The following is a 23,364-nucleotide window of genomic DNA, read 5'->3' as shown; positions in this document are numbered from 1 at the left end:
CTCTTTTGTTGTTCAGCAACAAATCCCAGGTTTTCATCTGTTCTTTAGTTTGTGCAAAAGCACTTACCGACAGGAAGTAGACAGCGGAAATTAATACTTTCCTCATGTGTAATGTTATGAATTTAAAATTGTGTTTTGAATTTTCTTGGTCAATGATTGAAATACCAAATCGTAAGACTGATCGATCAGCTTTACAATAAGCTCTTTTTTCAATCCATGCACCAAAACGGAATTCCAATGGGTTTTGTTCATATGATATGCTCCTGTAATCTGCGGATATCGTTCACGAAGCTCCGCACTCCATTCAGGATCTGTTTTTACATTAATGGAAAGTGGCTGTTTTTCAAGGGCTATCAATAAAAACATTTTTGTTCCCACCTTCATCACCAGTGTTTCGCTATCGAAAGGAAAGGTTTCAGTGACGCCTTTTTTGGTCAGACAATAGTCTACTATTTCATTTGTGTCCATGGTTATTGAATATCTTCAAATTTAAACTCCCAATATTATTAAAATTTTGTAAATTTAAAAGAGAAACTTGAATTTTATTTAATTAAAACCTCAAATTTGATATGAAAGCTTTAGTCATTGGCGCAACAGGTGCTACAGGAAAAGATTTGGTAAACCAACTGCTCAACGATAAAGACTTTGAAGAAGTTGACATTTTTGTAAGAAGACCTGTACATATTCAGGATGAAAAGCTGAAAGTGCATGTTGTGGATTTCGAGAACCCGGAAGAATGGAAGGACCTGGTAAAGGGTGATGTTGCATTTTCATGCCTGGGAACAACGCTGAAGGATGCCGGAAGCAAAGAAGCTCAAAGAAAGGTAGATTTCAATTATCAGTATGAATTTGCCAAAGCTGCCAAAGAAAATGAAGTGGAAGATTATATTCTGGTTTCTGCCTACGGTGCCAATCCGAAATCCAAGATTTTCTATTCCAAAATGAAAGGTGAACTTGAAACAGCTGTAAAAGACCTGCATTTTAATAAGATTACCATCTTCAAACCGGGAATGTTGGAAAGAAAAGATTCTGAACGAGTTGGAGAGGTTTTGGGCAGCAGGATTATTAAATTTGCCAATAAATTAGGTCTTTTAGAAAGCCAGACTCCTTTACCTACTGATGTTCTGGCCAAAGCGATGATCAATTCCTCTAAAATAAAAAGCTACGGCTATTCCAGTATTAAGCTGGGGAATATTTTTTGTTTTGCGGAGAAGAGTAATGAATAAAAAAGCCTCCATTGAGGCTTTTTTATTCAGGAAATTCTAATTTCAAAGGTTTTGAAATTTCTTCAATAATCCCTTTTTTATTTTTAATTTTTCTGTATGTCTTATTTGCTTTTTTGACCAGGTCTACATCATTTTTACTTTTCCCCACCTTTATTTGAGCTAAAGCATATTGCGCCAAATAATTATCTTCTTTTTTATAACTGTTATATACGTCATCAAAATAAGGTAAAGCAACAGTATAATTTTCTTTAAAACTGTTCAGAACGCCAAACATATATTTTACGTCATCTTTAACAGCTCCCGTTTTTTTATAAATTTCTTCAGCAGTTTTTAAATTCTCAAGACCTTTATCATAATCTTTTAAAATCATTGAAGTATTGGCAATTCCATAATATCCTTCGGGGTTATCCGGGAAATGTTCTACCATTTCTTCATATTTTTTCCTCGCTTTATCTACCTGACCAAATCTCATAAATTGTATAGCCAGATTTTGCTTAAATATAGGAGCTCTATTTTGAGCAAGACTGTCCGCAGCATAATATAAAACTAAAGCTTCCTTATGTAAATTTTGCAAACGTAAATAGTATCCTGTTAAAAAATAAGCATCACAATACTTTTGATCCTGTTCAATTGCTTTAAATAAAACTTTTGTTACACCGCCGTATAAATTCGGAAAATTTAATCCTGTAATTCCAGCCTCAAACTTTTTCTTTGAATCTTCTTTTTCCGGAGTACAATAATTTGTTTTGCCTAAAAAATAGCTATCCTGTGCAAATCCTTTCACTGAAAGGATCAGAATAAAAATGATTAATAGTTTTTTCATAATAAAAAAGTGGATATTTATTATCCACTTCAAACATACAAAATTCTTTTATTTTTATTTCAAATACTTGGTAATTGCTTCATCCGTAGGTTTTGTAGTACTTACAAAAGAATCAATTAACTTCCCGTTTTCATCAACCAAGAATTTGGTAAAGTTCCAAAGGATGGTTGTATTTTTTACCCCGTTTAAATCTTTCTCCGTTAAGTATTTAAAGATTGGTGCTGTGTCGTCTCCTTTCACGGAAACTTTTGCAGCCATAGGGAATGTTACACCATAATTTTTCTGGCAAAAAGTCCCGATTTCCGTATTGGTTCCGGGTTCTTGCCCGCCGAAGTTATTGGCAGGGAAACCCACCACAACCAACTTATCTTTATGCTCTTCATATACTTTCTCCAAATCGGCGTACTGTGGAGTGAAACCGCATTCGGAAGCTGTATTTACAATAAGGATTTTCTTTCCTTTAAAATCTGCAAAATTGATTTCTTTGCCATCTAGGCTTTCTACTTTAAAGTCGTATATCGTTTTTCCCATAAGTTCGTTGGTTTTAGCTTTAGAAATTTCACTTTTCTGATTGGTGCAGCTTTGTAAAAAAGCAACAAAAGAAAGCAGTACTAAAAAAATCTTTTTCATGTTCTATTATTCTTGTTTTTAAAACTTAAAAGTATTGGCTGGAAATACCTTGTTGACATCAATCCTGTTAAGAAGCATTACATAATCACCGTCTTTTTTCGGGCTAGCCGATTCAATCCTGAAAGGCATTATAAGATTCCCTACTTTTCTATATTCGGAGTAATTCAACGTTTCATCCTTTTTTATTTCTCTCAGCAGCATATACGTTTTCGTATCGAAATAGTATATGTTCTTATTCACATTCTTGGTAAGCTCCACTTTATGACAGTAAGTATTTCCTATTTTTTCTTTACCAAGATATTTGGCCTCAAATCCTTTACTTTCCCAGTCTATAAAATCGTTATCGAAACTTTCCGCTACATAATCTTTGTATTCCTGAAGCTTATTAGCTGCATAGTTCATGGCATATCCTTTATTACCATCATATCCTTCGATCGGAGTTTCTTTGTTGTTGATTGTAATAAGCGTTTTAGTAAGATTAGGACGCTGCTGGTAAATCCTGATCGGATACTCATCTTTGATTCCCAGGATTACTTTACCTTGAAGTAATACTGAATTTAACAGCTTCCAATTCGTTAATCCTCCGGATAATTCGATGTTCTTATCTATAATTTCCTTTGCAGTTTGCGCAAGAGATAACTGCGAAAACAGGAGAATAAATACTAAAACTAATTTCTTCATTAATTCAATTTTATCAATTCAAATATAAGGTTTTGCCGTGAATTCTATTGTTAAGAATATGCTAAAGTAATGGCTGAAAGAGATTCTTCACTTCGTTCAGAATCACAAGCCGATCATCAGATTCAAATCAGCTTTCTTGCTTTTTCCAGATCTTCGGGAGTATCTATTCCCACTCCGATGAAGTTGGTTTCTATCATTTTGATTTTCATTCCATACTCCAGATAACGGATGCATTCAATTTTTTCGGAAATTTCCAAAGGCTTCATTTCCAGCTTTGAAAACTGAAGCAATGCATGCTTTCTGAAAGCATATACCCCGATATGTTTAAAATAACTTACATCGTAAGAAACCTCCCTGTGGAAAGGAATTACAGAACGGCTGAAATACAGGGCAAACCCATTATTATCCGTAATAACTTTTACGTTATTCGGATTTTCAATTTCCTCTTTTTCCGTAAGCTTTATTTTAAGGGAAGCTAAAGAGATTTCCTGATTGTGGTCTTCTTTGAAAACTTCAATCAATTGTTTTAATGGATCTAATTTCAGGAAAGGCTCATCTCCCTGAACATTGATCACAATATCACAATTAATATTCTGCACAGCCTCTGCAATACGGTCGCTTCCCGTTTCATGCTGTCCTGTCATAACAGCTTTCCCACCATTATTTACGATCTCATCAAAGATGATTTCAGAGTCTGTGGCTACAAAAACTTCATCGAATAAACCCGTTTCAACCACATTCTGATATGTTGTGGTAATAACCGTTTTTTCTCCTAAGATCTGCATCAATTTTCCGGGAAAGCGGCTTGCCTCGTAACGGGCAGGAATAACTGCGATTATTTTCATAAAAGTTATGAATTATAAGTTATGAGTTTTTTAATTATTAATGAGTTATGATAATTTAATTAGCCTATATAGTTGGCTAAAAAAATAACTCCATATATCCAAGAAACATATAGAAATGAATAAAAAAATCCATATCCCATACTTTTTAACAGGTTTCCTTTACAATGTTTTGAGTTTTTAAATACTAAACGCAAGGCACGAAAGAAAATCCAATAGAGCATAGCTACTAAAAATAAGACAGTTACCCAAAACAAGAAACCCAAGAAATATAGAACAAAAGCCAGAAGAATAGCAACTACAAACCATAGGACAATTGAAACTATTATTCCAAGAAAGCTGTCTCCTACTGCAGGAAGATCACCTAAATCCGCATTAAGTGTAGGAGGACTATTAGGATAAGCTTTTATTTTTTCTTTATTCAATATACTTCCTACATTGTCTTTTAATTTCAATCCATAATATAATCCCAAGCTGATGAACAAAAAGAATGCGCCTGCTATAATAGATGTAGATAAAATGGAATTTTGAAATAAAGACCGGTGAGAATCTTTTCCTGAAATCCAAACACTTAAAATCACCAAAACAATAATAGCTAATGTAGAGTAACATACAAGTTTAGTTTCAAGAAAAGATTTTCCGGGAAGCTTCATCCTTCAATGAATCTTTTATTTTAATTTGTTCAAAGCACTCTCAAGTTTCGGCATCATGACTTCAATTTCATCAATAGCCAAACCTCCTACGGAAGCACGGAACCAAGGTTCAGATTTTTCTTCTCCGAATGCAGAGAATGGTACCAAAGCCACTCCTGCTTCATTGATCAGGTAAAATACCAGATCTGAAGAGTTTTCAATCACTGTTCCGTCAGGTTTTGCTTTTCCAATGTAATCCAATTTGATCGTAAGGTAAAGGGCTCCCATCGGTTCAATGCTTTCTACAGCTAAACCTTTTCCTTTTAATGTCTGGATTCCGTTGTGAAGGACTTTTAAACTGGCTTCAAGTTTTAGTTTAAAGTCTTCTACAAAGGTATCTACATTTTCAGGATTTTCATAGAATTTGGCAGTAGCTTCCTGTTCAGGTTTTGGCGCCCAGGCTCCAACGTGGGTAAGAAGCGCCTTCATTTTGTCGATGATATGAGCCGGACCGAATCCCCAACCAACACGAACGCCTGTTGCAGCAAGACATTTGGAAATTCCATCGATATAAACGGTATATTCTTTCATTTCCGGGAATAAAGAAACAGGATCATAATGTTTGGCTCCGAATGTAAGGTTAGAATAAATCTGGTCATACATCAGATATAACGGCTTTTCGCTCTCGCCTCTTTTTTTGTTTTCAGCTAAAACCAATTCACAGATTTCTGAAAGCTGCTCTTTGGTAAACATAGTTCCTGTTGGGTTTAACGGAGAACAAAGGGCTAATAAAACAGCACCATCCAAATGAGGTCTTAAATCGTCTGCCGTTGGAAGGAAATTATTTTCAGAAGTCGTTTTTACTTCCACTCCATTTGCTGAGGTAAGATAAGCGTAGTGATTGTTATTCCATGACGGAGTTGGGTAAATAACTTTATCTCCTTCATCCACAATCGTCTTATATACTGCATAGATCAACGGTCTTGAACCCGCTGTAATCAAAATATCATTTGCGGAATAGTCAAGGTTCCATCTGTTTTTTAAGTCTTTGGAAACCTCTTTTCTTAAAGATAAAAGTCCATTGGCAGGCGGATAATTCGTAAGATTATTCTGATACGCTTTCTGAATTTCTTCCTTCAACTTCGCCGGTATCGGGTAGATATTGGAATTCAGGTCACCAATAGTAAGATTGGCTATTTCTGCTCCTTTCGCCTTTAAATCATTTACTTCATTACCAATTTTTACAATTTCAGAACCTATCAGGTTCGCTGCTAATTTAGAAACTTTCACTTTTATTTTTATTTAATTATTTTTGATGAGAGGGATCAGGGATTAATCGATAGGGTTTAATTGATACAAAACTTCCTATTTCCTAATTCCTAAGCCCTTTAATGATCACTTTATGTTAACTGAAGATCTCTTTTTACTTCTTCGATTTTCGCTTCCAGTGTTTGCAATTTATCTTTGAAATCTGCTTCGGAAGTAATGGTGTCTTTTACTGAAATATAAAATTTGATTTTTGGTTCTGTTCCGGAAGGCCTTACACAGACTTTAGTTCCGTCCTGAGTGTAATAAATCAATACGTTGGATTTCGGAATATCATTCATGACCAGTTTTTCATTCTTTGAAACCACGAAATTGGTTTGCTCCTTAAAATCCTTCACTTCTTCCACTAATGAACCTGCCAGCTGCTTAGGCGGATTTTCACGAAAGTTTTTCATCATATTCTGGATCTCTTCTGCGCCGTCTTTACCTTTTCTGACAAGGTTTACCAATCCTTCATAATACATTCCCACTTCTTCATAGATCTCGATCATGTATTGATACATCGTTCTTCCGTTCGCTTTACACCAGGCTGCAATTTCGCAGGCCAGTACAATACTTCCGCAAGAATCTTTGTCACGAACGAAATCTCCGGTCATAAATCCGAAGCTTTCCTCACCACCACAAATAAATTTTTCTTTTCCTTCCGCTTCACGGATCATTTTTCCGATCCATTTGAACCCTGTAAGTCCGGCTTTACACTGAACTCCGAATTTTTGAGCAATATCAAAGAAAATATCTGAAGTTACAATCGTAGAACCAATAAATTCGCTTCCGGTTATTCTTTCCTGCTTTCTCCATTCATTCAGGATATAATACGTAAGGATGGTATTGGTCTGATTCCCATTCAACAGCTGCATTTCACCGTCAAGGTTTCTTACGGCAATACCCAATCTGTCGCCATCCGGATCTGTTCCGATAACGATATCTGCATTGGTGATTTTTGCCAGATCCATGGCCATTTCCAACGCTGCAGGTTCTTCCGGGTTTGGAGAATCTACTGTCGGGAAATTTCCACTTGGGATCATTTGCTCTTTTACAAGATCAATTTTCTTGAAGCCTGCTTTTTCTAAAGCTTTCGGAACGGTTGTATAGGTTGTTCCGTGGATAGAGGTAAAAACGATATTTAAATTTTCTTTCCCTACATTTTGGTAGGTGGAATTTTCAATACAGGCATCAATATATACATCATCCTGCTCCTCTCCGATCCATTCAATCAAGTCATCATTTCCGTTAAACTTGATCTCTTCAAATTTTACGGAATATACTTCGTTAATAATAGCTTCATCGTGCGGTGGTACAATTTGTGCCCCGTCATTCCAGTAGACTTTATATCCGTTATATTCCGGCGGATTGTGAGAAGCCGTTAAAACGATTCCTCCGTTACAGTTTTTATCACGTACGGTAAAAGATAATTCCGGAGTAGGTCTGTGATCTTTAAAAAGAAGCACTTTAATTCCGTTGGCCGTTAAAACATCAGCAACTAATTTCCCAAATTCTTTTGAGTTATTTCTAACATCATAGGCTATTGCTACTTTGATTTCTTCACCTTGGAATTGCTTTAACATATAGTTCGCAAGTCCCTGTGTGGCCTGACCTAATGTATATTTATTTAAACGATTGGTTCCAACCCCCATAATTCCACGCATTCCTCCTGTTCCGAATTCCAATTCTCTGTAAAAAGAATCTTCCAGATCGGGAGAATTGCCCTCAATCAACAATTGAACTGCATCTCTTGTTTCCTGATCAAAGGTTTCATTTAACCAAAGTTTTGCTTTTTCTAATGTTGTCATATTATATTTTTGCTCTTTAATAATTTGTTATCCAGCTATAATGTCATTTCGGGGGAACGAGAAATCTTTGGTAAGAGATTCTTCGCTGCACTTCGTTTCGCTCTGAATGACATAAACACTATTAGTCTAATTTCTTATTCTCTACCCTTGTCGTTTTATCAATTTTAAAGGCACGGATCGGGTCATTATAATACAAAAATTTGGCAGTGTTCTGAATATGTCCTTTCAGGGAGTCCTTTACGTTGACTTCTGCATAATTTCCGTTTTTGGAATCAATATTCAGGTTGTCGATTTTCCAGTAAGGGGCAATTAAACTTGCTGTATCAGAGATTTTTATCACTGCCTCTTTGGTAAAGCCACGAAAATTGGCCCTGCTCCTGTTCTGCATATCCACTTCTGCCCTTCTTGTATTCACTGACCCCATAAAAGTAGCGTTATTTTTCAAATTGAGCCTAAAATTATCGGTTTTTATTTCGCTTGAAATGTTCATTTCCACTGAGTCCGAAATGGAAATTTTTTCAAGATTATATTTAGAGTAAATGGTTACATTATAAAAATCTACGCCCTTTGTTCCTCTTTTTTCTTTAATGAAAAGCGTTTTGTCTTTTACATCTACATCCAAGTTATCAGCAATATTCGGATAGGTTTCTATTTCAACAAAATTTTTCGTCCCTCTTGCATAAAACACACGGAATTTACCTTCCATATCCAAACTGGAAAATTCGGAAATGTCAATGTTTTTGGATTCAATATTTCCTTTTGGCGATATTTTTCCACAAGAAACTAATGTAAAAACAGCAATTCCGTATAAGATATTTCTCATATTAAATAACTTCATCTATATTATAATTCTTATGTTCTCTGTTGGTTCTGATGATCATTTCTCCTAAAAACCCTGCTATAAAAAGCAGTGTTCCCATGATCATCATGGTCAAGGCAATGTAGAACCAAGGGTTACTGGTAATCAGATGTCCATAAATTCCTTTGGAAACATCAATTAATTTGGAGATTCCCAGCCAAAGAGCAGAAAGAAACCCTACGATAAACATCAAGGTTCCCACCGCTCCGAAGAAATGCATGGGCCTCCCTCCGAAACGACTTACAAACCAAAGGGTTACAAGGTCCAAAAATCCACGAATGAATCTTTCTGTTCCGAATTTTGAAGTTCCGTAAGGCCTTGCCTGGTGTTGTACTTCTTTTTCGGTAATTCTCCTGAAACCTGCATTGGCAGCCAAAACAGGAATATATCGGTGCATGTCTCCGTATACATCAATAGATTTTACCACTTGCTTTTTATAGGCTTTCAAACCACAGTTGAAATCATGAAGATAAACTCCAGATACTTTTCTGGCAGCAGCATTGAAAAGCTTTGACGGAACATTTTTCGTCATCACGTTATCAAAACGTTTCTTTTTCCAACCGGAAACGATATCGTAATTGTCTTCAACCACCATTTTATATAATTCAGGGATTTCTTCCGGAAAGTCCTGAAGATCAGCATCCATGGTAATTACTACTTCCCCGTTGGCTCTCTCGAAAGCAGCATGAAGGGCTTGTGATTTCCCATAATTTCGGGAAAACTTAATAGCATGGATCTGAGGATGTTGTATTTTAAGATTTTCGATGATATTCCATGATAAGTCTGTACTTCCATCGTCTACAAACCATATTTCATACGATAAGCGGTTGGTTGCACAAACATTATCAATTCTTGAAAAAAGCTCTTCCAAAGAGGCCTCTTCATTCAATAACGGAATAACTATAGATAAATTCATGTAAATTCTGGTAAAAAATTATTCTTCTGGGTTGGTTGTTTCCGGGTAGATGGTTTTTGTTCTGAAAAACGCTCCAAAAAACAGTGACAAAACTACGTAAAATATAAGAATTGCTGCAAAATATCCGGAAAAATGACTGGCCGTAAGCATATCTTTTCCTTTTACGGCTTCAGGAGTAAAACTCTGGCTTCTTTCCTTATACTTCTGGTCCAGCTCATCAATATCTTTCTGATGTTTCAGTATTTTTCTGGCCGAAGCATATTCTTTATCCAACTCAGATTTCTGTCTCTGCACATACTGGTAGTTCAGCAGTTTTTTTGCATCCGTATCTACAAAGTTAAAAAAGACATACATGCTGAAAATAGAAAGAATCCCTCCTATGAACATGGGTATAAACGCTCTTTTGAAAGCCTCTTTGAAAGTAACAATTCTGTGATTGTTCCAGTAAGATTTTACTGACCAGAAGGCTGCGCCTGCATACAGAACAGGCAAAACAAAAGCATTGATTTTAAGCGAGGTATCAAAATAATTGATTCCTGAAAAAAAGTAATATACTATGAAAAAAATAATCATAGTGGTTATAAAAAGTATAATTCCTAATGTGGATGGACTCTTCGTCATAATGTTATGTTAGAAAAATTTATGAAAAATTATCGCTCTAAAATTCAGTATTTTAGCAGTATTAAAGCATTTTTCGGACTATTTTTTCTTTATATTATTTTCAAATTTATAATTAATTCCTATCTTTGCACCGGCAAGTCCTACACAACCAGCTCCTGAGAATCCTCCAGGGTGGGAACGCAGCAAAGGTAATCGGTTGTAGCGGTGTGATGTAGATCGCTTGCCATTTTTATTTGATAAATTTGTGAATGAGATAATTTAAAAATTATCTTTTTTTGTTTCCAGACGTTACATCTTTTAATGTTTTCAAACTTTCTCATCATCAAATTCTCATATTATCATAATTAAAACTCGAACTCTTCACCTAATTTCGGTAAAATAAGCTCTACATTTTGATCTTTAAAATGTTGTAATGCACTTTCATGATTGATTTTGATTGGCGGAAACGTATCAAAATGGCAACCGATCACTTTCGGGGTTTTTAATAGTTCTGCTGCTGCAAAAGCCGCTTTTCTGGGACACATCGTATAATGGCTTCCGATTGGTAAAATGGATAGATCGATATTTCCGAATAATCTCGGGAATAATTCCATATCTGCCATTACACCGGTATCACCTGCCAAATAGATGTTCCTACCTTCAGGGAGCCTGAAGATATATCCTACTGGAACGCCGCCGTAGCTTCCATCCGGGAAAGAACTTGTATGGTGAGCCGGAACCATGGAAATTTTAAGATCATCGATTTTTGCCGATCCCCCTAAGTTTACATCGTCTGTATTTTTAGCACTTTTAAAATATCCGCAGATTTCAGGAACGGCAATAAGAGTAGCTTCAGGATAATGCTGTAACACTTCTTCCACATCTGCAATATGATCTCCATGCGCATGGGTTAATAAGATATAATCGATTTTTTGAGCAGTAATATCAAACCCTGACTGGTCTTTCTGATAATTATAGAAAGGATCACTTAAAATAGTTTTGCCTTTATAGGTAAACAAAAAGCAATTTTGCCCTAAGAATTGTATTTTCATTTTTAATTTCTTTTATTTTTAGACGCAAAGCTTGCTAAGATCTTACAAGCTGTATGTCCTTGAGTTCGCAAAGGCGTTTCACTCAGCTAAGTTTGAATGATTATTTCTGTGGAAATTTATCTTCTATTAAATTCAATTTGATTCCGTGCTCCAGATAAGCTTTACAACCGTCTAAAACAGTCGTGAACCCTCCGGTATTATCATTAATGATTTTCGCAAGATCTTCGCCGGTTTGGGAAAATCCGTAGCTTTTGATCACAACAAGCGTTCCCTTCTCCATTTTTTTAAACTCATAATCTACGTGTGTTGAAGGACTTCCCCATTCTGTTTGGATCAACTGGTTCGGAATAATCTGATTAACTTTTACATCCGATTTCACTCCATACATTTCCCATTCCCAGGTAATTGTTTTCCCTTCTTCTAATTTTCCTGTGGATTTGGTAAACCAGAAATTGGTAGTCACTTCAGGATTGATGAATGCCTCAAAGACATCTTCAACCGGTTTTCTGATAAGCATTTGAGCTTCCACATAAGCTTTATTCGAATTTGTTATCATTTTCTATTTTTTTTAATATAAAACATTAAAATAAATAATACCACAATACAAATACCCCCTATCATCCAATAAGAAAAATCTGACGATAAATCGGGCTTAATATTCTGAGTTAATATTTTTTTAAGTTTTGCAGAATCCTGCTCTTCAATTTTTTTACCCGAATCCGGATTTTGCTTTACCAGAGCCTGAAAATGATTAAATCTTTTCTCCAGCAATTGATCAGAATATCCGTATTTTTTTGCCCAGGTATAGGCCTCCAGGGTATTTTCAATATCAGAGCTCAATGCAAGCGCATTTCCAAGTTCATAATAAAGTTTTCCAACTATATCATTTGTGGGTTTTACAAATTGTGTTCTTTCTGATAACTGATAAGACAAATCATTTACAAACCCGTCCAGTTCTTCCTGAGATAATGCTGTTTCAGGAATTTCATTTTTTCCAAAATCATTTCCTAAAAGATGGTTTAATTTTAATCTGCCTAATTTATGTTCTAAAATTTTGACATGAACCCATTCTGATCCATGATGGGAATTTTTGTTAAGTTCAAGAGCCTTTTTAATATATTGTAAAGCATTTTCATTATCGCCTGCGAGTTCATAAGCCGTTCCAAGATTGGAAAAAAGCTCATACTGATTTTCTTTCTTCGCCTCAATTTCTTTAAATATTTTTATTGCTTTATCATATTCTCCCAGATAAACCAATGAGGTGGCGTAATTCAGATAACTTTTAATATCCTTTGTCTTTTTATAATCTTTTAAATAATAATCTGCTTCTTTTCTATAAAATTTTTTATCAATATTCTTGATATGAAAAGCATTATTATATTTAAAAATATATTCAGTAGCTATTTTGTTCCCATGAATGTCTGTACCTATAACAGAATAGTTAAGACATCCAAAGACGAGTTCAGATAAGATTAAAGCTAAAAAAAGAAAATATTTTTTCATTAATTAAAATAATTAAGTCCGAAAGCTGTAAGAACCGCCATCATAAAAGTCATAATTCCGACCTGCTTTAAAAACGGGTCTAATTCTTTGGGTTCTTTTACAGACATTATTTTTCTTCTCAATTTCATTAAAGGAAGCAATAAAATCATAACAATGAAAACGTAATACTGCTGAGACTGAAAGAAGCCATTCACTCCAAAAAATATAAGTATCAGAATTAAAGGAAGCTGCAATAAGATGATTTCGTAGATCATGGCATTTTTAAAGCCTAATCTCAAAGCCAGGCTATTTTTTCCTGACAACCTGTCGCTTTCAATATCTCTCATATTATTAAGGTTGAGAACCGCCATACTCATCATTCCTATTGCTGTTCCGGGAAGCAGCACATCCCAGCTGAAAGTCTTGGTAAACAAAAAATAGCTCCCACAAACTGAAACCAGACCGAAAAAGACAAATACAAAAAGGTCTCCCAATCCCATATAACCGTAAGGCTTTTTTCCTACTGTGTATCCGATCGCTGCTAAAATACTTGCCACTCCCAATCCAATGAAGATATAGAACTCATTCATATATTCCGGAATGAAAGCCACGTACAACAGAGCAACAGTTGCCACGAAAGACAATATGGAAAAAAGAATGACTGCATTTTTCATTTGTTTTGCAGTAATCCTTCCCGAGGCTACTGCTCTGGATTCCGCTTCGTTAATTCTTTTGGCATCAGTGCCCTTTACACCGTCTCCATAATCATTGGCATAATTTGACAGGATCTGATATAACAAAGTTACCAAAAGTGCTAATGCCAATATTCTCCAGTCCCATGTTTCGCCTTCACCATATAATCTCCATTTGGCAATGAAAGCTCCCATAATTATTCCGCTTAAAGAAAGCGGCAATGTTCTCAGCCTTGCGGCTTTTATCCAATCTGACATTATTTTGAATAATTTTTAGATATTTCTATTTTATAAATAATATAATTAAAAAGCTTTTTTGCTTTTGAAAAGTCCACTCCTGAAAATCCGAACTTACCCGCAGACGTATATAAGGTAATTGTTCCGAGGTTGGCTTTTCTTTGCCAAAAATACTGAGAAATTTTCACAGTCTGAAGTTTTTCTATCTCAAAAGTCCTGTAATCTATATCCCATATGCCGGATTGCAGCCTGATAAATCTTTCACTGTAATAAAGCTTGAGATGCAGGAATGAAATAATGAGAAATAACTCTACGATAATAAAATATAAAACAGCTAACCATCCATAATCCAACAACAGATTTCTATCAATAATACAGACTAAAATCAAAGGAAAAACAATCCACTTGATATTATTGAGAATGAGTAATCTGTAATTCGGCTGAAGAACATTTTTAAAATCAGGTTCTTCCTGCCAGATGGAAAAGATAAGTTTTTCCTTTTCTTTTTTGTGAATACCGGGAATGGCGGCTGTATTTTTTTCGTCGTCATCTTTTTTTCCAATCTGAAGAAATTTAATAAAGGAAACATTAAGCTTTTTCTGAATCCAGTTTTGAGTTTCAGTAACGATCTGTACTTTATTCTTGGTAACAATGGAATTTTTTGTATTGAACAAGCCATATTCCATTGAAAAACGACGGTCACTTTCAATGATTTTAAAGTGATGATAACGGATAAGTGTTCTTATTACATTGATGATAACTCCTAAAACAATAACCAAAAAAATCAGGCCTCCAATAACAGGAATGGAAAATGTCATGAATCTTGAACTCAGCTTTTCATAATCTACTCTCGTTTCCAGCTCCGCTTTATCCAATACATCATTAATCTGATAAATCCCATAAATTCCCAGACTTATCAAAGCGAAGAAGCTTTGTACATAGTTCGCTGTAAATCCATATTTTATGAGGCTTTGAGTGGAAATAGCAAGGACTTTGTCATCTGTATTTTCCTCTTGAACATCAACTTTTTTTTCACTTTTTACATTGTTTTCTGCAAGGAGATATTTCTTTAAATCTACAGCATTCTTATGGGAAAGTGCAGAGATAGAGATTTCCTTTTCAGTGCCTCCGGGCGTGTCGATTTCCAGTTTATAAATATTGAAAATATGGTGGATAAAAGGCTGGGAAATGTTTACTTCCTGTATATTATCTTTCTTGATCTTTATGGTTGATTTATTAATAATTCCCTGATGGATTATAAACTCCTCATTTTCAGGATCAATGTAGTATTTGAAATTATAATATTTCAATATCGCCGAAACAATTAATAGAAGAAAAACAGCAAGAACAATAAGCAAAATAATTGTTGTACTAATATCCTTTCTTTTAAAAATGAATATAAAAAGTAATGCCCATGAATTTCTGACCGTCTGTCCTAAAGAATACAGGAAAAGCAGTGCAATTCCTGTCCTGGATTGTCTCTGTGGTTCAAAAAAGGAATTACGCTCCTGCTCCATTTTCTCCATTTTCAGCTTTGATATGTTTAAGGATCACATGATTGATTCCTTCTGCAATTTCTTCCGGCAAACCTTTAACAGCTACATCTCCGGTATCTATTCCTGCTGTAAATACGGAAAGAGATTTCAGCTTAAGGATTTTTGAAAGCCAACCCTGCTCAACTTTTATATGCTGAATCCTGTTAAAAGGAACTATGATCAAGCTTCTTTTCAGCCAGCCATACTGATAAATCAGATCATTTTCACGAACTGCATATTTTCTGTACTGAAAACCCATCACTGAGTTCAGAAATAAAAAACCAATCAATACAATGATGACCGCCAATACCAACCAGATTTGGAAAGATAAAAATCGCTCATGCAAGAAAAAGTAGGCAACTGAAAATCCCGCCAATAAGAATAATGAGAATATGATATTGTTTAATATAATGATCTTAAAATATTGCGGTGAGACCGGGATAAGCTCCAAATCCTCAAAGTCTGGAGTCTCCAAGTCAAAAAGCTGTCTATTATCAAATTTCTGTTCCATTTAACCGATAAAAAAACCAAAAAACTCAGTTTTCTGGTTAGATGTATTTATGATATCCACTGATCTTCTCCGAAATCAGGCTTTCTCTTTTCAAGGAATGCATTTCTGCCCTCTTTAGCTTCGTCCGTCATATAGGCCAAACGTGTTGCTTCTCCTGCAAAAACCTGTTGCCCGACCATTCCATCATCTGTTAAGTTCATAGCAAATTTCAGCATTCTGATAGATGTAGGAGATTTGGCAAGGATTTCTTGGGCCCATTCGTAAGCTGTATCTTCCAACTCAGCATGAGGAACTACTTTATTGACCATACCCATCTCGAAAGCTTCCTGCGCAGAATAATTTCTTCCCAGAAAGAATATTTCACGGGCTTTTTTCTGACCAACCATTTTAGCTAAGTAAGCAGAGCCATAGCCACCGTCAAAGCTTGTAACATCTGCATCTGTCTGCTTGAAAATAGCATGCTCTTCACTGGCCAGTGTAAGATCACAAACCACATGTAGAGAATGGCCTCCGCCCACGGCCCAGCCCGGAACAACGGCAATAACTACTTTAGGCATAAAACGGATCAGACGCTGGACTTCTAAAATATTAAGACGGTGTCTTCCGTCTTCACCCACATATCCCTGATGCCCTCTTGCTTTTTGATCACCTCCACTGCAAAAGGCCCAACCTCCGTCTTTTGGACTGGGTCCTTCCCCTGAAAGTAAAACAACGCCTATGGAAGGATCTTCATAAGCATCATAAAAAGCATCATATAATTCTGAAGTAGTTTTAGGTCTGAAAGCATTACGAACTTCGGGTCTGTTGAAAGCAATTCTTGCTACACCGTTACATTTTTTATAAGTAATATCTTCGTATTCTTTGGCGGTTTTCCACTCGATCATTTTGTAAAAATTTTCTCAAAGATACGGAATTGCAGAGAATTTTAACATTTAAAATTAATGATAAATCACCCAAATGTATGCAAATTTAGTTTCTGATAAAATAAAAAAACCGAAACAAAATGTTTCGGTTTTATATTGATTAAATAATTATATTATTTAGGTTGTTTGGCCTGAAGTTCAGCTTCTTTCGCTTTCATTTCGGCTACTTTTGCCGTATTTTTTGTAATAGCATAGATTTCTTTTAAAGTAGAAACAGCATCAATATTGTTAGGATCTGCCTGATACCACTTTTCTGCATAAGGTAAGGCTTTTGCAAATCTGTCTTTTCTGATTTGAATTTTCTTAGTCGCTTCATCTGCATTCGTCTTTCTAAGCGCATTGATTTCTTCAACAATTTTGCTGTCATCACCAATAATAGTATACACTAAATTTTGGTGTGCATTAACCATATCAGGCTTAAGTTCAATCGCTTTTTTGAAAGATACTTCTGCATCTGCAGAAGTTGCAGGGTTTTTAGACTGCATTACTCCTAAATTATACCAGTTGGTAGCATCATTCGGGTTCTTAGCTAACTGCTCTTTTAAAGTGGCAATAAATTTATCTGTGTTACCTGATTGGTAGTAGGCAGTCCCTTGAGCATCTTTTAACTTTACATTATTAGGGAATTTAGCCAATCCTTTTTCAATGATCGCTGCTGCTTCGTCATTCTTTTTCGCATTTAAAAGCAGAGTGGTTAAAGTCTCATATAATTCTGGTTCAACACTTGGAGTTTGCTCTGTTTTGAAATCTGTATAATCTGAAGATTTCTTTAGCATTTCCCAGGTATTTTTATCGAATGTAGAAACCTGGCCTGATTTTTTTTCTTTCGCGGTATAGTTGGTCTGAACTCCTGTATATCCTGAATTAATCAAATCTGTATAGATTTTAATTGCTTCGTCGCTGTTATTGGCTAAAGCGTAGCTGATTCCGGCATAATACATGTATATCTTATCTTCCTGACCGTTGGTTTTCAATAAGTTATAACCTTCTAAAAACTTAGGCGCTGCAGCAGTATAGTTTTTTGCGCTATATGCATCCATAGCTGCTTTATTAGCACTTTGTAGCTTAGCATTCACATCTTCTTTCTGCCCAAAAACAAATGCAGATGAAATGATCGCTATTCCTAAAATTAGCTTTTTCATAATCACTATTTTATATTATTGTACAATTTATTCTTCAGAATCAGAATTCTCAGTTTCCTCTGTTGCATTTTCATTTACATTCTGAGGGGTTTCATTGTTTTCCAGGTTATCAGCTACAATTTCAGAGCCTTCTTCAATTTCTTCAGAATCTTCTTCCACATCTTTGTCCATGGCTACTTTTGCAATGGCAGCAATTTCATCATTTTTCTTAAGATTAATCATCCTTACTCCCTGAGTATTTCTACCCATTACTCGCATTTCATCCATTCCCATTCTGATGGCTACTCCGGATTTATTGATGATCATTAATCCATCCTCATCAGTAACATTCTGAATGGCAATCAGATTTCCTGTTTTTTCGGTAATGTTCAGGGTGATTACTCCTTTCCCTCCTCTGTTGGTAATTCTATAATCTTCTACAGCCGTTCTCTTTCCGTATCCTTTTTCAGAAACTACAAGAACGGTTTCATTCTCAACATCATTCACAACAATCATACCAATAACCTCATCATTGTCTTCAAGGGTAATTCCGCGTACCCCGATGGAACCTCTTCCTACTTCCCTTACTTTTTCTTCAGGGAAACGGATACATTTACCATTTTTCGTAGCGATCATGATCTGAGAGGCACCGTTCGTTAAGTAAGCCCCTAACAGTTGGTCATTATCTCTGATCTCAATAGCATTCACTCCATTTACTCTTGGTCTTGAATAGGCTTCCAACGATGTTTTCTTGATCGTACCGTTTTTGGTTACCATCACTACACTCATTTGATTTACATATTCGGCGTCTTTCAGGTTGTTGGTTCTGATGTATGCTTTGATCTTATCGTCCGGTTCAATATTAATGAGGTTTTGAACGGCTCTACCTTTGGCGGTTTTGGATCCTTCAGGAATTTCGAATACTCTTAACCAGTAACATCTTCCTTTTTCCGTGAAGAATAACATGTATTGGTGGTTGGTTGCAGAAACAATATACTCCAAGAAATCTTCGTCTCTTGTCGTAGCAGCTCTGTTTCCTACCCCTCCTCTGCTTTGGATTTTGTATTCTGAAAGTGAAGTTCTTTTAATATATCCTGCATGAGAAATCGTAAGAACTACAGATTCATTCGGTATGATGTCTTCAATAGACATTTCTCCTCCTGAATAATCTATTTCGGTTCTTCTTTCGTCACCGTATTTTTCTTTAACTTCAATTAATTCATCCTTAATGATCTGGTATCTTCTGTCTTCATTGGCTAAGATATCTTCCAAATCGCGGATCTCTCTCATGATCGCTTCATATTCGTCACGGATCTTATCAAGCTCCATTCCTGTAAGACGGGCAAGACGAAGATCAAGGATAGCCTGAGCCTGAATCTCGGAAAGATCAAATTCTGAAATCAATCCTTCTTTTGCTTCCTGAGGTGTTGAACTATGGCGGATAATAGAAATCGCTTTATCTAATGAATCCTGGGAACCGATCACTTTCATGAAACCTTCCAGGATATGAGCTCTTTCTTTCGCTTTTTTAAGCTCGTACTCTGTTCTCCTTACAATCACCTCATGTCTGTGATCAACGAAATGATGAATAATATCCTTTAGGTTCAGCTGCTCTGGTCTCCCGTGTACCAATGCAATATTATTGACACTGAAAGAGGTCTGAAGCGCTGTATATTTATATAATAAGTTCAAGACAACATTAGGAATTGCGTCGTTTTTCAATTCATAAACAACACGAAGACCTTTTCTGTCTGATTCATCTCTGATTTCATAAATTCCGGGAATTTTCTCATCTTTTACCAACTCGGCTGTTCTGGCAATCATTTCAGCTTTGTTGACCTGATAAGGAATTTCCGTAACGATAATGGCATTTCTGTTTCCAATTTCTTCGAAACTTACTTTAGCTCTTAAAACAACTCTTCCTCTTCCTGTATGGAATGCATCTCTTACCCCATCATATCCGTAAATGATTCCGCCTGTCGGGAAATCCGGAGCGATGATGTGCTGCATTAGTTCATCAATCGTAATTTCTCTATTGTCAATATAAGCACAGATCGCATTTACTGCTTCCGATAAGTTATGCGGGGCCATATTGGTCGCCATACCTACTGCAATCCCTGAAGTTCCGTTCACCAAAAGGTTTGGAATTTTAGTTGGCATTACAGTGGGTTCCTGCAAACTATCATCGAAATTATTCTGAAAATCAACTGTTTCTTTGTCTAAGTCTGAAAGGACCTCATCGGAGATTTTTTTCAGTCTTGCTTCGGTATAACGCATTGCTGCAGGCGGGTCACCATCCATGGAACCGAAGTTACCCTGCCCGTCTACCTGAGGGTAACGCAAACTCCATTCCTGCGCCATTCTTACCATTGCATCATATACAGAGGAGTCTCCGTGCGGGTGATATTTACCTAAAACATCCCCAACGATTCTTGCAGATTTTAAATATTTTCTATTAGAAAAAACCCCTAATCCATACATACCATAAAGCACTCTTCTATGAACGGGTTTCAAGCCATCTCTTACATCCGGTAAAGCCCTTGAAACAATAACGGACATCGAATAATCGATATAAGACGACTTCATTTCATCAACAATGTTGATAGGAATCAGTCTTTCTCCTTCTTTTTGCATAAACAAATTTTATTATAATGATTATCAGACTTCTAGCTATGTGTCTGAAAATTATTTATCTCCAATTTTAATTAACGGGCTAATTTACGAAAAATTTGCCGATTTTTGCCCCAGAATTTATCCACAAAATCTTAAAAATTCATAAAATATGAGCGTATTAAGTATAACTTTCCACTGCACAAAAAATAATATTGAAGAATGGGAAAATTATATGGACGATTCCTTGATTTTAATGACTGAAAACCTTATGGATGTAAACAAATATATCCTTTCTGAAGTGTACAGTGATTATATTGAGGAAGGAAAGAATTATAATCTTCTTTTGATATTTGACAATGATGAACTGCGGGACGATTTTATCAAAAGTGAGCTGGTGAATATTGCAGAAAGAGTTGAGAAAAAATTCGGGCAGGATGTAATGATCTTCAATACGTTCTTAAACCCCAAGAAATCCAGGTTATAATTAAACTATATAAAAGCTCTGAAATTTCAGAGCTTTTTTATACATTTTTATCGTCTTTCAGGACGTGGTGGTTCCGGCGGTTTTGGTGGAGGCGGTGGATGATGCAGACAGGAAGCCATTATACAGACCAATATCAAACCTCCTATATATTGAGATAAGCTTTTCATGTCTTCTATTTTTAGGGTTTATATAAAGTCATCAAGGTTGGTGCCAAATTAGGGATCAGGAAAGATATTTGTTGTTTGATTACACACAAAAAAAATACCTTGAATGCTCAAGGTATTTCTATTTTCAAATTTTTAATTATTTATGGTGTTTTTTGTGGCCATGATGCTTATAACCTCCACGGTTATCATAATAATACACTCTCTTTTTCACATGACCCGGAGCGTAATATCTTGCGCTTCCACCATAATACTTTTTAGCATGTCCCGGCGGAAGACCTCTCCTTCCGTGGTGGTCGTGTATTATACATGAAGAAAGCATAAATAACACTACCACCACACCTACAATCTTAATCAAACCTTTCATATTTACATTATTTCAAATTTCTAGTACGGAAATAAACAATCATAATGCCAAAGATTTAAGAATCGTATATTTTTATTGGAAAAACCTTACTTCAATTTCTAAAATAATGTCTGTTTATAAAGGAAACAAAGGAATTCTATTTAAATAAAAAAATTTAAATACCTACTACGGCACTTCTTCTTTCCAACATTACCACATCTTTCCATTCGCCATGTAATTGCCCCAGCTTATGGCGGATTCCTACCATCCTGAATCCGTTTTTCTGATGAAAGGCAACCGATGCCTGATTTTCCGGGAATATGTTAGATTGTAGCGTCCAGAATCCGTGTTCTTCACTATCTAAAATCAGTTTTTTAAGCAGAACCGTACCTAAACCCTTCCCTTGATAATGATTATCAAAATAAATGCTTACTTCCGCAACACCTTTAAAGCACTGTCTTTTGCTTACGGGTTTCAACGCACCCCAACCTATTACTTCATTGCTTTCATTTTCCAACACCCATCTGCATTCGTTGAAAAATTCCATACCCCAAGCTTCACTATTGGGAACTTCAGTTTCGAATGTGGCAATTCCGCCGTCTATTCCCTGTTGAAATATGGCTAAAACTTTAGGCATGTCGCCCGGAAGCATTTCTCTTAATTCGTAGTTCATTCTGTTTAATGATATTTTCTTTTGTTTTTTCTTTTGATCCTGGAATAGTGGGTCTGCCTGTTCTTTTCGTCCTGTGAGATCACACTTATATTCCCATCCACTTCCAGAATGGATAGTTTCACATCTTCTATACTTTCAACCCCATGTTCTCTTATAGCTTCTTCCAGTTCGCTTTTGGTAATTTTAACTTTGCTTAAAGCTTTCTCATCTACCACCCCGTCTTTTACCAGAATAACTGGATCGTCTTCCATAAAAGTTTCAAAGGAGCGGTTGGAAAACATGAGTCTTTTTAAAACAAAATTGGCCACAAACAATACCAATGCAGCAATAATTCCACCTTCCAGAGAAGTATCTGGTCCTACCATTGCATTCTGAACCGCATTGGAAATCAACAGCAATAAAACCACATCTCCCGCATTGAGCTGGGAGAGCTGATTTTTACCGAATAAACGAATAGCAATTACCATGAAAAGGTAAACGCAGAGGGAGCGCAAAGCGACATCAAGAATAGGGTTCACTCAAAAAAATTATTATGTCAAATGTATAAATTTTTATGATTCGCTGATGAGAGTTCGTGATTTTTGAAATAACAGAAATAAAAAAGCCGCTTAAAGCGGCTTTATTGTTAAGGGCATTGGGAGATCGGAACTTCACTGCAAACAACAGCGTTCATCCACTCGCAGTATATACAATACTTTTTAGGAGCACCTCCGCTTACCTTTTTTAAATCTTCTTTAGTCAGTTTCTTTAAATTTTTCATATCGTTTTCATTTTGTAGGTTAAAAATAAAACGAAAATCGTAATAGATTATTATAATTTAAAGTTTAGGATTTTCATTATTAGATAATAAATCCACGTTCATTATATGTTATTTTAATTTTTTATTCACCACAGATTTCACTGATCGGTACTGATGATTGCGTATAATTTTAAATATTTGTGCCAATTAGTGAAATCTGTGGTGAAAACAATTCTCATTTGATGATAAGGATTGTTTTCAGAGAACAGTTTGGCTTTAAACAAGTATATGCAACAGTTACTCAGTAATATTTACTCTTACAGGCATTACATAAACGGATGCCAACATATCTTTACTTAGTTTTTTACTGTTTACTTTATATTGAACATGTCTCAACACATTTTCAATTTCTTTGCTTACATTTTTACAGCCTCCTTTAGAATGTACATTTACAATTTTTCCTTTTT

At 35.6% G+C, this 23,364-nt stretch carries 26 protein-coding genes and 1 other RNA gene; 3 read left to right on the top strand and 24 right to left on the bottom strand.

Annotated features, from left to right (window positions below):
* Positions 1-114 precede the first annotated feature (114 nt).
* Positions 115-468, bottom strand: a complete 354-nt coding sequence (locus tag ACGHIN_RS12880; RefSeq protein WP_390454102.1) for an MmcQ/YjbR family DNA-binding protein — start codon at positions 466-468, stop codon at positions 115-117.
* 101 nt (positions 469-569) lie between these two features.
* Between ACGHIN_RS12880 and ACGHIN_RS12875 the strand changes: the two genes are divergently transcribed.
* Complete coding sequence (locus ACGHIN_RS12875) at positions 570-1,226, top strand: NAD(P)H-binding protein (protein WP_390454100.1); 657 nt, start codon at positions 570-572, stop codon at positions 1,224-1,226.
* Positions 1,227-1,248: 22 nt separating this feature from the next.
* On the opposite strand, the gene ACGHIN_RS12870 is transcribed toward ACGHIN_RS12875, so the two are convergent.
* The 10 genes from ACGHIN_RS12870 to ACGHIN_RS12825 all read right to left on the bottom strand — a co-directional run bounded on the left by ACGHIN_RS12870 (position 1,249) and on the right by ACGHIN_RS12825 (position 10,346).
* On the bottom strand, positions 1,249-2,049 hold the full coding sequence (locus ACGHIN_RS12870; protein WP_390454098.1) for a tetratricopeptide repeat protein: 801 nt from the start codon (positions 2,047-2,049) through the stop codon (positions 1,249-1,251).
* 54 nt (positions 2,050-2,103) lie between these two features.
* On the bottom strand, positions 2,104-2,679 hold the full coding sequence (locus ACGHIN_RS12865) for a glutathione peroxidase (RefSeq protein WP_390454096.1): 576 nt from the start codon (positions 2,677-2,679) through the stop codon (positions 2,104-2,106).
* Positions 2,680-2,697: 18 nt separating this feature from the next.
* A complete protein-coding gene (locus ACGHIN_RS12860) occupies positions 2,698-3,360 on the bottom strand; it encodes a histidine kinase (protein WP_390454094.1) in 663 nt (220 codons plus the stop codon).
* A 122-nt stretch (positions 3,361-3,482) separates the two neighbouring features.
* Entirely contained in the window at positions 3,483-4,205 is a 723-nt protein-coding gene (gene kdsB / locus ACGHIN_RS12855; protein WP_390454092.1) for a 3-deoxy-manno-octulosonate cytidylyltransferase, read from the bottom strand.
* A gap of 59 nt (positions 4,206-4,264) precedes the next feature.
* On the bottom strand, positions 4,265-4,855 hold the full coding sequence (locus ACGHIN_RS12850) for a hypothetical protein (RefSeq protein WP_390454090.1): 591 nt from the start codon (positions 4,853-4,855) through the stop codon (positions 4,265-4,267).
* A gap of 15 nt (positions 4,856-4,870) precedes the next feature.
* Positions 4,871-6,124, bottom strand: a complete 1,254-nt coding sequence (locus ACGHIN_RS12845) for a pyridoxal phosphate-dependent aminotransferase (RefSeq protein WP_390454088.1) — start codon at positions 6,122-6,124, stop codon at positions 4,871-4,873.
* Between the two features lie 110 nt (positions 6,125-6,234).
* On the bottom strand, positions 6,235-7,950 hold the full coding sequence (locus ACGHIN_RS12840) for a phospho-sugar mutase (protein WP_390454086.1): 1,716 nt from the start codon (positions 7,948-7,950) through the stop codon (positions 6,235-6,237).
* Positions 7,951-8,071: 121 nt separating this feature from the next.
* Positions 8,072-8,773 carry a GIN domain-containing protein gene (locus ACGHIN_RS12835; RefSeq protein ID WP_390454084.1) on the bottom strand — a complete coding sequence of 234 codons (702 nt, stop codon included), beginning with the start codon at positions 8,771-8,773 and terminating at the stop codon, positions 8,072-8,074.
* A gap of 1 nt (position 8,774) precedes the next feature.
* Positions 8,775-9,725 carry a glycosyltransferase family 2 protein gene (locus ACGHIN_RS12830; RefSeq protein ID WP_390454082.1) on the bottom strand — a complete coding sequence of 317 codons (951 nt, stop codon included), beginning with the start codon at positions 9,723-9,725 and terminating at the stop codon, positions 8,775-8,777.
* Between the two features lie 18 nt (positions 9,726-9,743).
* Positions 9,744-10,346: a DUF4199 domain-containing protein gene (locus tag ACGHIN_RS12825; RefSeq protein ID WP_390454080.1), complete on the bottom strand. Its 603-nt coding sequence runs from the start codon at positions 10,344-10,346 to the stop codon at positions 9,744-9,746.
* Positions 10,347-10,477: 131 nt separating this feature from the next.
* On the opposite strand from ACGHIN_RS12825, the gene ffs reads away from it, so the two are divergent.
* An RNA gene (gene ffs, locus ACGHIN_RS12820) (signal recognition particle sRNA small type) lies at positions 10,478-10,575 on the top strand.
* A gap of 115 nt (positions 10,576-10,690) precedes the next feature.
* Here ffs and ACGHIN_RS12815 read toward each other — a convergent pair.
* From ACGHIN_RS12815 to gyrA, 9 genes are all read right to left on the bottom strand, one after another.
* Positions 10,691-11,377 carry a metal-dependent hydrolase gene (locus ACGHIN_RS12815; protein WP_390454078.1) on the bottom strand — a complete coding sequence of 229 codons (687 nt, stop codon included), beginning with the start codon at positions 11,375-11,377 and terminating at the stop codon, positions 10,691-10,693.
* Between the two features lie 100 nt (positions 11,378-11,477).
* Positions 11,478-11,933: an SRPBCC family protein gene (locus ACGHIN_RS12810; RefSeq protein ID WP_390454076.1), complete on the bottom strand. Its 456-nt coding sequence runs from the start codon at positions 11,931-11,933 to the stop codon at positions 11,478-11,480.
* Positions 11,930-12,880: a tetratricopeptide repeat protein gene (locus tag ACGHIN_RS12805; RefSeq protein ID WP_390454074.1), complete on the bottom strand. Its 951-nt coding sequence runs from the start codon at positions 12,878-12,880 to the stop codon at positions 11,930-11,932. The genes ACGHIN_RS12810 and ACGHIN_RS12805 overlap by 4 nt, the downstream gene beginning before the upstream one ends.
* Positions 12,880-13,809 carry a 1,4-dihydroxy-2-naphthoate octaprenyltransferase gene (menA, locus tag ACGHIN_RS12800; RefSeq protein WP_390454072.1) on the bottom strand — a complete coding sequence of 310 codons (930 nt, stop codon included), beginning with the start codon at positions 13,807-13,809 and terminating at the stop codon, positions 12,880-12,882. Before menA ends, ACGHIN_RS12805 begins: the two co-directional genes overlap by 1 nt.
* Positions 13,809-15,314, bottom strand: a complete 1,506-nt coding sequence (locus ACGHIN_RS12795) for a PH domain-containing protein (RefSeq protein ID WP_390454070.1) — start codon at positions 15,312-15,314, stop codon at positions 13,809-13,811. The genes menA and ACGHIN_RS12795 overlap by 1 nt, the downstream gene beginning before the upstream one ends.
* Entirely contained in the window at positions 15,289-15,834 is a 546-nt protein-coding gene (locus tag ACGHIN_RS12790; RefSeq protein ID WP_390454068.1) for a PH domain-containing protein, read from the bottom strand. Before ACGHIN_RS12790 ends, ACGHIN_RS12795 begins: the two co-directional genes overlap by 26 nt.
* A 47-nt stretch (positions 15,835-15,881) precedes the next feature.
* Entirely contained in the window at positions 15,882-16,718 is an 837-nt protein-coding gene (locus ACGHIN_RS12785) for a 1,4-dihydroxy-2-naphthoyl-CoA synthase (protein ID WP_245140681.1), read from the bottom strand.
* A 152-nt stretch (positions 16,719-16,870) separates the two neighbouring features.
* The gene (locus ACGHIN_RS12780; RefSeq protein ID WP_390454066.1) at positions 16,871-17,899 is read right to left on the bottom strand and encodes a tetratricopeptide repeat protein; all 1,029 of its coding nucleotides are present in this window, start codon (positions 17,897-17,899) and stop codon (positions 16,871-16,873) included.
* Positions 17,900-17,926: 27 nt separating this feature from the next.
* On the bottom strand, positions 17,927-20,512 hold the full coding sequence (gene gyrA, locus ACGHIN_RS12775) for a DNA gyrase subunit A (RefSeq protein WP_390454064.1): 2,586 nt from the start codon (positions 20,510-20,512) through the stop codon (positions 17,927-17,929).
* A gap of 148 nt (positions 20,513-20,660) precedes the next feature.
* Here gyrA and ACGHIN_RS12770 point away from each other — a divergent pair, with 148 nt between their 5' ends.
* Positions 20,661-20,975 carry a DUF4286 family protein gene (locus tag ACGHIN_RS12770; protein WP_390454062.1) on the top strand — a complete coding sequence of 105 codons (315 nt, stop codon included), beginning with the start codon at positions 20,661-20,663 and terminating at the stop codon, positions 20,973-20,975.
* A gap of 303 nt (positions 20,976-21,278) precedes the next feature.
* Here ACGHIN_RS12770 and ACGHIN_RS12765 read toward each other — a convergent pair whose 3' ends face one another.
* The 4 genes from ACGHIN_RS12765 to ACGHIN_RS12750 form a co-directional block, all read right to left on the bottom strand.
* Entirely contained in the window at positions 21,279-21,506 is a 228-nt protein-coding gene (locus ACGHIN_RS12765) for a hypothetical protein (protein ID WP_390454060.1), read from the bottom strand.
* Between the two features lie 154 nt (positions 21,507-21,660).
* Positions 21,661-22,158 carry a GNAT family N-acetyltransferase gene (locus ACGHIN_RS12760; RefSeq protein ID WP_390454058.1) on the bottom strand — a complete coding sequence of 166 codons (498 nt, stop codon included), beginning with the start codon at positions 22,156-22,158 and terminating at the stop codon, positions 21,661-21,663.
* 5 nt (positions 22,159-22,163) lie between these two features.
* On the bottom strand, positions 22,164-22,676 hold the full coding sequence (locus tag ACGHIN_RS12755) for a DUF421 domain-containing protein (RefSeq protein ID WP_390454056.1): 513 nt from the start codon (positions 22,674-22,676) through the stop codon (positions 22,164-22,166).
* A 107-nt stretch (positions 22,677-22,783) separates the two neighbouring features.
* Positions 22,784-22,918, bottom strand: coding sequence for a bacteriocin-like protein (locus tag ACGHIN_RS12750; protein ID WP_390454054.1), 135 nt, complete (start codon positions 22,916-22,918; stop codon positions 22,784-22,786).
* Between the last annotated feature and the right edge of the window lie 446 nt (positions 22,919-23,364).

Source organism: Chryseobacterium barbadense (assembly GCF_042849955.1).
Taxonomy (GTDB): Bacteria; Bacteroidota; Bacteroidia; order Flavobacteriales; family Weeksellaceae; genus Chryseobacterium.
The sequence above is the reverse complement of the archived record's forward strand: the minus strand, read 5'-3'. Positions and strand labels throughout refer to the sequence as shown.